General features: G+C 44.2%; 10 protein-coding genes and 1 pseudogene. 3 read left to right on the forward strand and 8 right to left on the reverse strand.

Features of this window, described 5'->3' with window-relative positions; all coding sequences use genetic code 11:
• Nucleotides 1-420 precede the first annotated feature (420 nt).
• Entirely contained in the window at nucleotides 421-1728 is a 1308-nt protein-coding gene (locus V6D44_RS19290) for a chloride channel protein (protein ID WP_333516820.1), read from the forward strand.
• 139 nt (nucleotides 1729-1867) lie between these two features.
• Nucleotides 1868-2467, forward strand: a complete 600-nt coding sequence (locus V6D44_RS19295; RefSeq protein WP_176365303.1) for a DUF421 domain-containing protein — start codon at nucleotides 1868-1870, stop codon at nucleotides 2465-2467.
• 130 nt (nucleotides 2468-2597) lie between these two features.
• Here the strand turns inward: V6D44_RS19295 and opuAC are convergent, their stop codons facing one another.
• From opuAC to opuAA, 3 genes are read right to left on the reverse strand one after another with little or no spacing between them, the layout of a single operon-like run.
• The gene (gene opuAC / locus V6D44_RS19300) at nucleotides 2598-3479 is read right to left on the reverse strand and encodes a glycine/proline betaine ABC transporter substrate-binding protein OpuAC (RefSeq protein WP_087993127.1); all 882 of its coding nucleotides are present in this window, start codon (nucleotides 3477-3479) and stop codon (nucleotides 2598-2600) included.
• Entirely contained in the window at nucleotides 3479-4327 is an 849-nt protein-coding gene (gene opuAB / locus V6D44_RS19305; protein WP_010331371.1) for a glycine/proline betaine ABC transporter permease subunit OpuAB, read from the reverse strand. The genes opuAC and opuAB overlap by 1 nt, the downstream gene beginning before the upstream one ends.
• Before the next feature lies 1 nt (nucleotide 4328).
• A complete protein-coding gene (gene opuAA, locus V6D44_RS19310) occupies nucleotides 4329-5585 on the reverse strand; it encodes a glycine/proline betaine ABC transporter ATP-binding protein OpuAA (RefSeq protein ID WP_202328709.1) in 1257 nt (418 codons plus the stop codon).
• Between the two features lie 333 nt (nucleotides 5586-5918).
• On the opposite strand from opuAA, the pseudogene V6D44_RS21185 reads away from it, so the two are divergent.
• Nucleotides 5919-6086, forward strand: a pseudogene (locus V6D44_RS21185) (hypothetical protein).
• 262 nt (nucleotides 6087-6348) lie between these two features.
• On the opposite strand, the gene niaP reads toward V6D44_RS21185, so the two are convergent.
• The 5 genes from niaP to V6D44_RS19340 all read right to left on the reverse strand — a co-directional run bounded on the left by niaP (nucleotide 6349) and on the right by V6D44_RS19340 (nucleotide 12332).
• On the reverse strand, nucleotides 6349-7551 hold the full coding sequence (gene niaP, locus V6D44_RS19320) for a niacin permease NiaP (RefSeq protein WP_253268801.1): 1203 nt from the start codon (nucleotides 7549-7551) through the stop codon (nucleotides 6349-6351).
• Nucleotides 7552-7673: 122 nt separating this feature from the next.
• The gene (locus V6D44_RS19325; protein ID WP_087993123.1) at nucleotides 7674-8765 is read right to left on the reverse strand and encodes a toxic anion resistance protein; all 1092 of its coding nucleotides are present in this window, start codon (nucleotides 8763-8765) and stop codon (nucleotides 7674-7676) included.
• Nucleotides 8766-8780: 15 nt separating this feature from the next.
• Complete coding sequence (locus V6D44_RS19330) at nucleotides 8781-10394, reverse strand: YceG family protein (protein ID WP_253269143.1); 1614 nt, start codon at nucleotides 10392-10394, stop codon at nucleotides 8781-8783.
• Nucleotides 10395-10425: 31 nt separating this feature from the next.
• Nucleotides 10426-11226: an HAD family hydrolase gene (locus V6D44_RS19335; protein ID WP_087993121.1), complete on the reverse strand. Its 801-nt coding sequence runs from the start codon at nucleotides 11224-11226 to the stop codon at nucleotides 10426-10428.
• The gene (locus tag V6D44_RS19340) at nucleotides 11223-12332 is read right to left on the reverse strand and encodes a cysteine protease StiP family protein (protein WP_253268800.1); all 1110 of its coding nucleotides are present in this window, start codon (nucleotides 12330-12332) and stop codon (nucleotides 11223-11225) included. Before V6D44_RS19340 ends, V6D44_RS19335 begins: the two co-directional genes overlap by 4 nt.
• Between the last annotated feature and the right edge of the window lie 5 nt (nucleotides 12333-12337).

Consider the following 12337-nt stretch of genomic DNA (forward strand, 5'->3'; position numbering starts at 1 on the left):
CCGTCGTACAAGCCGGCGGGCAGCATCATAGAAAAACGCTCCCTAGTTACAACTCAACACAAAGACCGCTTAAGACCGAATCAGAGCAAGCAGGAGCATATACCGAAGCCACTTCACTTACGAAATCCCGCTTGCGGCATGCACAGCCATACAAGATATCTGCACCCGGACTTGGCTGCGGCCTTCAGCCAGGTTTTCACCATTCGCCACTGCCTATGTAAGAGCTGATCATGTAGAAGCTTTTCCTTTTTCATTAAAATTTCGATCATCAATTTTTGAACAATGGGCAACAATAGGTTCAAACGGTTAGCTTAGATGGTTGTAAATTCGTTTCTCCACCAATTTCCAAAAGCAAATCAAACAAGCGTATCAGAATCTTACATAAGTAATGCGGCTACAAATGTGAAATGAGGGTAATGGATGAATGAAATCATGCTAAGATATAAAAACTTTTTTTCAGTTCTTGTTCGATGGATTATTTTTGGAAGCATTATTGGTATCATTGTTGGCTCGACAACAACTTTTCTTTTAGAGACAAACGATTATCTAGGAGAAATACGAGAAAAAAGGGATTGGTTAATTTTCCTTCTCCCTTTAGGCGGGTTGGTCTTAGGATACATCTATATGAGCTACGGAAAGGTATTTTTGAATAATACCTTAAATGATACTGCTGAATTAAATAATCTAGTGATAGACGCGGTTCATGGAAAAAAAAGCGTTCCGCGGAGAATGGGACCTATCGTCTACTTGGGAACCTTCATAACAGTCTTTTTTGGCGGTTCTACAGGAAGAGAAGGTGCGGCTGTTCAAATGGGAGGAAGTATCGCCGCAGCAGTAAACAGGTTCTTTCGTTTAAACATATTCGACAGTAAATTGTTCATCATGAGCGGCATAAGCGCCGGGTTTGGCGCCGCCTTTGGAGCCCCCATAACAGGTGCTGTTTTTGGGATGGAAATGGCTGCTTTAGGAAAGCTGAAATTTGAAGCACTTGTTCCTTGTCTGGCGGCCAGCTTTGTCGGTCACTTTATGACAACAGCAGCTTTGGGACATAAACACGAAGAATTCATTATACAAATTGTGCCGCAACTATCTGTTATAACGTTTATAAAAGTGATTCTCGCAGCTGTTATGTTCAGTCTATTAAGTGTTTTATACTGCCAAATGAGACACGGTATACAAACATTTTCGGAGAAGCTTTTCAAAAAAAATCATATGAAGAGAGCCTTTGTTGGCGGGATAGTCATTGTGGCATTAACGCTAATAGCAGGTTCACAAGATTACAATGGCCGGGGATTAGAGATGCTGCAGCAATCCTTTAAAGAAGATGTTCCTCCTTTTGCCTTCCTCGCCAAACTGGTTTTTACAGCAGTTACGCTTGGAACCGGCTTTGTTGGCGGAGAGGCCATACCTTTATTTTTTATGGGGGCAACATTAGGGAACACCTTACACACATTCATGGATTTACCTATGTCATTTCTCGCTGCATTAGGATTGATCGCTGTTTTTTGCGGCGGTGCCAATACTCCTATAGCAGCCTTCCTATTGGCAATGGAGATGTTTGACGGAAAGGGGTTAGAGTACTTTTTTGTCGCTTGTATCGTTAGTTATTTATTTTCAGGACATCATGGACTATGGCCTTCTCAAAAAATATATGAACCTAAAAGCAGGTTATATCAAATCGCTCACGGAGAAACCATTGAAAATGTCGAAAAGAAAAAAAAGCCTTAGGCATAATGAAATTAAAAAAGCAGTCTGCTGCATTTAGATTCCGTTTGGTGATTATCGCTGAAGAATAGAATTCAAAATTTAATCCACAATAAAAACAGCGCAGGAATTTATTGATTGGTTGAAAAGAGGGGATGTTTTTTTGGATTTCAACTTCATATGGAAATCTATAGTGGTCGTCGCAGGAGGAGTTCTTATTTTGCGGTTAGCTGGGAGAAAATCCGTTTCTCAGCTTACGGTAGCTCAGACTGTCATGATGATAGCTGTTGGATCATTAATTATTCAACCTGTTGGCAACAGGAACATTTGGATTACAATGGTGATTACGTTTTTAATGGTACTCACACTTCTTTTCATTGAATATATCGTTTTGAAATCGGATACCCTTGAGACGTTTATTTATGGAAAATCACTTACAGTAGTCGAAAACGGCGAAGTGAATGAAAAAAATTTAAAAAAACTGCGCTTAACAGTTGATATGCTTGAAGTAAGGTTAAGACAACAAAATATTCAGCACTTGGCTGATTTACAATGGGCTACAATAGAATCGAACGGCCAGTTAGGTTATATGTTAAAATCCGAAAAACAATCCGCGACGAAAGAGGATATTCAAATGCTAAAATCACTGATTGAATCACATCACTCTAAGCCCTCCAATGAATTTGAAAAACCTGCAAATAATATATTTACGGAAGTGAAAGCTAGAAATCATAAAGAAAAACCTAAAGACCATTTGGATTAGGAAAAAGTGATAAGTGACTAAGTCATCATAACCTTTTTACATTCTCACTTAAGGTTTTCTTTGTTGGCTTCGCTTTTCTTGAAGGAAAAAATGAAGGCTGTCGAGAATTACTCGGCAGCCTTCATTATCTTTACTTCTTCAAATCTTCAATTGAGTTAACGTTTTTCATATATTGAGGCACAACAAGTCCCATCTTCACGCCAGTCATACTGGTGCCAACATCGTCATATTTGCCCTTATATTTGGCAGCGTATGCTTTATGGGTATTCGGCAGCCATGCGGAAAGGGATGCATCCGCGCTTCCCGTGGCAATCGCGGTCCACATCGGGCCAGCCTCTACCTGAGTAAACGTTACGTCATAGCCCAAGTCTTCAAAGACTTTGCCAATCACGTTTGTACTGGCAATCTCACTGTCCCACGCCACATAGGCAAGGTTGATTTTGTCTCCCTTCACCTTCTGAACGCCTTTTGTCCACTCCCCAATTTGATCTTTGTGGTTCTTCACATACTCAGCAGCGGCTTTGGCAGGTTTCTCGCCTTCTTCCACCTTGATCATGACTTCACCCATGTCGTCTTGCGTCCATTTAAACTGGCTCAGAAGCTTAGCGGCATTCGGCTGTTCTTTGCTGAAGCCTTTGCGTGTGATCGTATGGATTTCCTCTGCGCTGCCATATGATTGTTTCGGATCATCGAGATATTTCAGCTTATATCTGGAGAACATCCAGTGCGGTGTCCACCCTGTAATGATAATCGGTTTCTTACGGTCGTATGACTTTTTAAGTGTTGCGGTCATCGCGGCGCTTGACGCCGAAATCAATGTCCAGTCGTTCAGCTCATAATCCTTCATCGCTTTGTCGGTCAGGGCCATAATCCCTGAACCGGGATCAATCCCGATGATGGTCTTATTCACCTGTTGAGCCGCGGTTGCATTTTCATCGCTTTCTGAACCGCAAGCCGCAAGTGAGAGCGCCAGCATAGCGGAAACGCCGATACCGATGATTTTTTTAAGCATCAGGCATTCCCCCTGCTTTTCTTCTTCACTTTAATGTTTTGAGTAATGCGGTCCAGCGTAATGGCAACGATAACGATGGCGATACCGGCCTCTACGCCGACCCCGGTTTTCAGCTGTGTAACGGCACTGTATACTTCAGAACCAAGTCCCGGTGCACCGACCATTGCGGCGATAACAACCATTGATAACGCAAGCATGATGCTTTGGTTGATTCCGGCCAGAATGGTTTTTGTCGCAAGCGGAAGCTGAACTTTAAACAAACGCTGAGCTGTCGTAGAACCGAACGCCTCAGTTGCTTCAATCAGATCTGCCGGCACTTGCTTAATACCGAGAACAGTCATGCGGATTGTCGGCGGCATCGCGAAGATAACAGATGCTACAACCCCCGGCACAACACCGATGTTGAAGAAGAAAATCGCCGGCAATAGATATACGAAAGCAGGCATTGTCTGCATTAAATCAAGAATAGGTGTTACAATACGGCGAACCGTTTCTTTCTGGGACGCCCAAACTCCGATCGGTACCCCGACCACAATCGAAATAATGACCGATGTCAGAACAAGCGCCAATGTTTGAAGCATTGGGTCCCAATATCCTAAATAATCGATCAAGAGGAAACCAATCAACGTAAATAACGCAATTCCCCTTGTGCTGATCCACCACGCAAGTGCGGCGAAAATAATCGTTAACAAAATAGATGGTATAAATCCAAGTCCGCTGACAATTCCATTTACAAAAGCGGCAAGTCCATTTGAGATTCCGTCGAAGAATCCGCCAAACGTCATCGTAATCCAGTCAACAAAACGGTCAATGATATCTGCTAAAGGTATTCTAGGCAGTCTATCCATCTTACTTCACCTCCTGTACAGAAGGATCTTGTGTTTGTTCGTCAGTGCTTTCAGCATTGATATACTCGTTATTGCCGGCAAGCGCGCCAATCAGTGCGCCTTTTACGACAATCCCTTTCATTCTTTGCTTCTCATCTACAACCGCAATTGGAATATTTGCGTCAGAAACAGCATCAAAAATCTCTGTCAGATACGTATCTTCTGGTACAGTCGTAAATTCTGTATTCAAGATATCTTGAAGTGACAAATCAGACTCAGCCGCTTTTTTCGCATCAGACGCATAGATAACACCTAACAATTTCTTTTGTTTATCCACTGCGTAAATCGAAGAAATTCCAAGGTTTTTCATCAGTGTCAAAGCTACGCGAGGCCCTTTATCAATCCGCACCGTTTCAGCGCGTTTCATAATATGGCCTGCTGTGAGGACTTTAGATAAATCAACATCCTCGACGAATTTCTCAACATATTCGTTAGATGGATTCATCAGGATTTCTTCAGGCGTGCCGATTTGAACAATGTTACCGTCCTTCATTAGAACAATTCTGTCACCGATCCGCAACGCTTCGTCCAAGTCGTGCGTAATAAAGATAATTGTTTTCCCGACATTTTCGTGAAGATCAAGAAGCTCATCCTGCATATCTTTACGAATCAATGGATCGAGCGCACTAAACGCTTCGTCCATCAGAAGGATGTCCGGATCATTCGTCAACGCGCGGGCAAGGCCGACACGCTGCTGCATTCCGCCGGAAAGCTGGTCAGGATATTGCTGTTCAAATCCTTCAAGTCCGACAAGCTTAAGGGACTCAAGCGCTTTTTGCTGACGTTCTTGTTTGTCTATACCTTGAAGCTCCAGCCCGTATTCCGTGTTTTCAAGTATCGTTCTGTGCGGGAACAGAGCGAACTTTTGGAAGACCATACTGATTTTTTTCCGGCGGACTTCCCGGAGCTGGTCTTTAGACATATTTGTTATCATGTCACCATCAATGTAAATGTTTCCGGCAGTCGGTTCAATCAAACGGTTTAGCAGCCGTACTAATGTTGATTTACCGCTCCCTGATAGACCCATGATGACAAATATCTCACCATCATACACATCAAAATCTGCTTGATTTACCCCAACGGTTGATCCAGTCGCTTTCAGGATCTCTTTTTTTGTCTTTCCGTTGGCAAGCATTTGAGCTGCTTTCTTTGTTTGTTTCCCAAAAATTTTAGATACTTTCTCGACTTTTATCTTAATTGATTTCTCATCTACACTCATATTTTCCCTCCATATGAAGCAATCTTTATTACCGTAACACTTATGTAACATTCCATACAAACAGCATATACGCTTTTATTCTGTATCATTTCTCTATATTCTTTATTATAGCTCCTTAACCTTGTGAATACTCCTAAATACTCTTTAATCCTTCTTAATTAGTGCATATTGCAGATAAAATTCAGGCTTTTTCTACTATTAAGCGCTTACAAAAAATCTTTTGTTCTTTATATTTCAGGACTTATTGCTCTCGATCTGGAAAAATAAGTTGACTTATTTGCAGTTTCACGACTAGAAACAACCAAATGATCAAACAACTGCCAAATTTTTAAAATGCTGTCTGATAAATCAGGACTTGCTATTATTCGTACGCTTGATTACAGCGGAAAAGAACTCACCTACCGACATGCAGGTCAAAATGCAACATTGTCAAAATCACCGCATCTTACTCATGTGAGAAGCGGGGTAGACGCACCCCGAAAAGATTCGTGGACGAAATAGAGGTTTCTCAATACATATCTGTTTCATATTTTCAACATTATAAAATTTATAGGCGTGATAAGAAGTGATGGTGTCTTTCAATCCATTTTGCGGCGAGGAACCACTGTCGGCACATGTCTTGCAGGTTTTCTATATCAACACACACCGTTTCGGTACTTTACACGATTCTGTTTATACTGCCATGGCGCTCTGCCAGACAAACACGATGATCCGCAGCCCGGGTTCAAATGTAAAAAAGCACCTCAATCGCGAGGTGCTTTTCCTATTCAAGCTCAGTTTGTTTCGTTTCTTTTCCCATAATCAAAATACAAGCAACCGCGAGTAAGATCGCAATGCAAAAGATTGAAAAAATCACTGAAAACGAAATATGGCGAGCGGCGAGCGTTCCAACGAGCAGCGGCCCGAAGATACCGCCGATTCTTCCAAACGCCGCTGTCGTCCCTGAACCTGTGGCGCGAATCGCTGTCGGGTATTGCTCCGGTGTATAGGCATACAGCACGCCCCACGCACCAAGATTGAAAAACGATAACAGCATTCCAGCTGTAAGCAGAAGGCCTAATGAATCCGCAGTTCCGAAGAAATAGGCGCTTCCTGCTGTACCAATCAGGTAAAAGACGAGTATCCACTTCCGTCCCGCTTTTTCGATCAGCCACGCAGCAGAAAAATAGCCCGGAAGCTGAGCAAGCGTCATCAGCAGGACGTATTCAAAGCTTTCAATCATGCTGAAGCCTTTGAGCAGCATGACACTAGGCAGCCATAGGAACATGCCGTAATAAGAAAACACCACGCAAAACCAAACGATCGACAGCATCACAGTCGACCGTAAGTACTGTCTTGCCCAAACGCTTTTTACATTCTCCCATACCGATGTCTTTTTAGCAGAAAGCGACTCATATTTCGGCGAATCAGGCAGACTCGTCCGCAAGTACAGAGCATAAAAAGCAGTCAGCGACGTCAACAGCAGGGCGGCCTGCCAGCCGAAGCTCGGTATCACAAAGTAAGAAATCAGTGCTGCTACGAGCCAGCCTACTGCCCAAAAGCTTTCCAGTAGCACAATCACTCTGCCCCGCTTTTCAGGCGCAACCGCTTCAGAAACAAGAGTTGAAGCGACTGGCAGCTCGCCGCCAAGCCCCATCCCAATAACAAAACGCAGAATAAGGAATGCAGATAAGCTTGTCACAAAAGCTGATATGCCGCTTCCGATGGAAAAGCACAAAAGGGTAATGATAAACACCTTTTTTCGGCCGATTCGATCAGCCAGCAGCCCAAATAAAAACGCACCCACAGCCATGCCGATGGAATTCACGCTTCCGATCCATTTCATTTCTTCAGGCGCAAGATTCCACTCCACGTGGAGCGCGGCGATAATAAACGATAATATTCCGACATCCATTGCATCAAACAGCCACCCTAAACCGGCGACACCCAGCAGCTTACGCTGGGATATAGGCTGTTGTTTTCCCATTGTCAACACCTCTGATATGCAAAATGATTACCGTTTAAGTTTACAACTGTCTTTACACAATGTCATTAACTAAATGGTGTAAATGTAGAACCCCCGCTTATATTTCACAAGCGGGGGGCTTTTTATTGCTGCAATGCTGCTTTTTTAATATTATCCTGAAGCTCGGCAATTCGTCTTGCACCATCTTCGCGGAGACGTTTGTTTTCTTCTTCAATTTGTTTTGTTTCCTGCATACCGCTGACGATCGTGTTCCAAGACGATTCAATCGTTTCAATATCTATGCTCGGTCTGCCGGCCATTCTGGCAATTTCAACACTCTGGCTCGAGATGTTTTCCGCATTTCGTTTCAGCATCTCGTTTGTCCGGCGATCAAGCTCGCTCATGGAGTCAGCCACAAGCTTTTGCCGTTTTACTGTGACAGCCTGAATAATGCCGTTTTTGAAAATCGGAATGGTGATGATGAAAGCGGAGTTGATTTTTCCGATCAGCTTCGCATTACCGCGCTGAAGAAGGCGGATTTGCGGTGCGGTTTGAAGTGCCACCATTCGCGCCATATCAAGGTCGTATACCCGCTCCTCAAGCGCCTGAATGCCGTTGCGCAGCGTATCAAGCTGCATTTGCGCTAGCTGATTTCCGCTTGCTGCTTTTTCTTCATATGAAGGGAGAGTGGACTGCATCTCTTCCAGCTTCATTTGTCCGGCAACAACGTATTTTTCAAGCTCCATATAGTAATTAATATTGTTTTCATACATTTCATCGAGCGTATAGTTTGTTTTGGTCATCTCATCTTTATATTTAGAAATCTCAACGTTGATTTTTTCAATTTCTCCGCCGAGCGTCTGGTACTTTTTAAAGATTTTCTCAATCATGCTGCCGCCGCGTTTGAAAATCTTAGCCATCAGTCCCTTTGGCTCGTCAAAATCGTTTTTGTCAAAACGGTCCATGATTTTTCCAAGCTGGGTCAGCATCGTGCCTGAGTCTGTCACGCTTGTCGTTTTCATCATCCCCAAGATGCGGTCAGAGAACTTAGAGATTTCAACGGCCGGCTCCTTTCCGTACTCAAGCAGCTCCATTTGGTTTTTAACGTCAATTTGTTGTACTAGCCGTTTCACCTCTGGTTCCTGGCGGAGCTGCAGGCGGATATCGTCAGCTTTTTGCTGGGAAATTTCTTCGTTTTTATCAAGAATAAGCGGGTTTTGATTTTCTGTTGTCATGCTTTTCTTCTCTCCTTACTTTTGGGTAATCGTTCTGAACAGCCTTTTTACAAGTGAAGGCTCCTTATAGTCCTGCTGAAACACCATGTCGTCCAGCCAGTGGATATCATACTGATCCTCTTCAATAAACTGCTCAATGTCTTGATGGCCGGGAGGGTTATACATGATGATATCGATTCCGATTTCATTCAGGAACAGCAGGGCGGCAGCATCTGAACGCGTGAGTCCGCCGCTCATTTCCGTATGATATAAAACGAGTTTCGGAACAGTTTGCGCATAGTCGAACATCTGAATCAATTTCAGCAGCTTAGCAGACAGGTTCGTTGTTTGTTTAAACAAGTAAATTTGAACATCCTTGACTTGTTCCTGATGCAAAGCTTTAAGACGCGGGTGCCTGCACATTCTCGAAATCGTTTTGGCAATGGCAGCCTGAACGCCCGCCGGAAGCTGCTTGTACTGCCACACATTGCTTGCCATCAGCTTGTCCGGATCAATGTTCCCTTCATGGTCTAGCGCGTGGCTGTAATGAAATTGATAGTTCGATTTGATTTCTTCTGTAAACGGAAAGCTTCTGATCATTTCTGTTTCCTGGTAATCCTCTAATGTATGAAGCCTGTTCCAATATTCTTTATGGTCTTTCGACACGCCCATGATTTTGGCGAATACATTCGGAATCTCAATGGAATGTTTATCGGCTTTGAAATTCGGCCGAATGAAGGCCCGCTCTTTTGCGATTAAAAACAGTTCATCATAGGTCGTTTTCAGCGTAACAGACATCGGTGTATGATCCCTGAACTGCCATGGCTTGTACAGCATGGATTCCTCATGATTCAGCACATGTTCAATTTCCTTTGTTGAGCGGTAGGCTACGGTTGATTTCCGATCCGGTTTTTCTTTTGGAAACGGCTGAAGCTCCGAAACATCAGGGAGCTTTTCCGTAAAACTGAGCTCCTGCTTCGGATCGACAAGCGCCAGCTGATCGGTTCCCGCCGGATGGAACAATAGGACATCGCAGCCGGCTAACATCAGATAATATAAGAAATAGAGCTGACTCTTCGTTGCGTCTCCGTACCAAACAACTTTTGGCATCTCCCGTTCTATATCGGTTTTTTCCAGCCAAGGATTCAGGTGATTCAAAGAAAACTTAGAGACATCAAGCAATACTCTGCGAAAATCAGGATGATTCAGCCCCTGCTCATGATGGTCTGCAAAGGTATGTAAAAGCGTCATCAATGCTTTTCTCAAATGGCGGTGCATGAGGGGGTTTGTATGCTTCGCAATCAGCTGCTCCCCGTCCAGAAAGGCGACAAAACGGCTGACCGACAGCCCTTTTTCTTTCTGGTTGATGGAATGAATATGCTGAAGCGCCTGAAACGTTTCCGGCGCGATCGTTTTATCAAGCGTCTCGCTTAAGATATAAATATGATCCTTAACCGATAGCTCATACAAGTCGTTATAATAGTCCGTTTCATCTATGGGCGTACCCAGTATTTGTCCGGCGAGCCTCGAAAAAGACAGCCCGTTTTCCTTCTCATAGCGCTCCCGCTCGGGCAGCGTCTGAAACAACATGTTTTTCCAATCCCCGTCGGCGGGAACTGTTTTATGAATGATTAACTCTTCTTGTCTCATCATATCCTCCTTTCTGGTCTGTTTGTATGCATTATACTTGTTTTAATCGGGTTATTCGGGATAAAACAGACGCTGTGATTTCTTCACCTGCCATCATGCCGCTTGCTTTCGTTTTGCGTAATTCCGGACAGTGGCGCAGCACCTCGCCATGAGCGGGCGCGATGCCGAAATCAGCTTCCTGAATCAGTTCAAGATCCAGCAGCGAATCTCCCGCTGTATAGATTTCATCAAGCGAAAGCCTCGATTTCAGATATTCGACCGCCCTCCATTTATTAAGCGGCTTCGGAATAAAGTAAAGCTTTCGCCCCTGCAGGGATACCTGCCATCCTTTTTCAGCCCCCCACTCCTTCACAGCAGCGGGATCGAGGCCGGCTATTTTCTCTTCGTTCAAGATAAGATAGACAAAATAATGATGTGCCGTTCGGGTTCTTTCAACCGCTTGCGCTACAGGCAGACTTGCGATTTCTCTCAGCATAGCCTCAATCGGCAGACACGATGCGAGCTGCTCTTTTATGAACTCGTCCCACTCTTTCAGAGGCTGGCCGTCCTTTAAAATACAGCCGCCATTCGTAGTCACAGCATATTCGGGCACAATGTCCTGCTGAAAACAAACAATTCTCTTATACTGCTCATTTGTGCGTGTGGTGACAGGAATAAAATAGTGATCCTTCTGAATTTGCCTTAAGTTCTCTTTTGTCACTCCCGAGATATAAGAGATGTCACGGCCGTTCAGTGTTTCTATCAGCTCAACCCCCGCTTCCTTATCAGGATTGCTGATCATGCGCCTCGAGTAAATTAATGTTCTGTCTAAATCACTGGCGAATGCGTTCATAGGCTTTTCTCCGCCGGACGAATCAGCCCGCAGCAGCGATATGACATATTCTTGTATTCTTCCACAGGCACGCCCCGATCCTTCGCAAGCAATAAAATATGCTGCAATGCTTCTTCAGCACCCGGCTGAATGAGTATTTTCCAAGGCACTCTTCGCAAAAGCACGCGGGTCGTTTCCCCAACACCCGGCTTAATCAGATTTGTGTTGCTGATGCCGAATTGCTTTTGGATAGTCTCAATGGAAGCTAGACCGTTCCAATCTGGTTTCACACGATCGTTTTGCAGCCTAAGTGCCAGGCGTTCTGCTTCTTTATGAATAGACGGAAATTGCTCCGCTATCGTTTCAATATAGAGATTGGATACATCCTCTTCGCTGAGCTCTTTGTAATATTTCGCCCCATGAAAGTCAGACGGCCCGATCCACTTTTCATTTAAAACTGTGCGGCTGACAAGTCCTGATACAGTAGAATTCAAGCAAGCGCTCGGAATCAGAAAGTCTTCCTTCGTACCATAAATATCCGCGCAATGCCCCGGATCGGCAAGCACCGCGATTTCAGAAGACAGCCTTGTTCCAAAGCGTTGATTAAAGCGTTCTACAGAGCGGATCAGTTCTTTCGTGATGGCGCCTTTGCCTGTCCATCCGTCGATAAACGCAACCTTGCCTTCCGGATGATGCTTCAACATATAATGCAAGGCAATCTCATCAATTCCCCTGTCCCGAATGATAGAGATGCTATAGTGCGGCAGCGAGACATGATACTTCATTTTGATATAACGTTTGATCAAGACACCGATCGGCGTGCCTGCTCTTGCCAAACTGCACAAAACCGCATCTTTCCCGCTTTTTTCATAAATCTGCTCCGCAACAACTCCCGCCGCTAATGCGACCTTCTGTTTGCTGTCTTCCAGCGAGGCATAAAACAGTTTCATGTATTCATCTGTCGGCTTGTATTCGATCGGCAGCATTTCTGAATAATGGATGCCGCTTTGAATTGACTTCTCCCGTTCTTCCGTACTTTTTTCAATGGATACAGCGGACAAGTCTTTTAATAGAAAGGTCACATCTTCTTCTGGATAGCTCCCAATACGGTCAATAACGTCTTTCAAATCAG

This window comes from Bacillus sp. 0209A (genome assembly GCF_036765095.1).
In the GTDB taxonomy this organism is placed as follows: domain Bacteria; phylum Bacillota; class Bacilli; order Bacillales; family Bacillaceae; genus Bacillus; species Bacillus subtilis_G.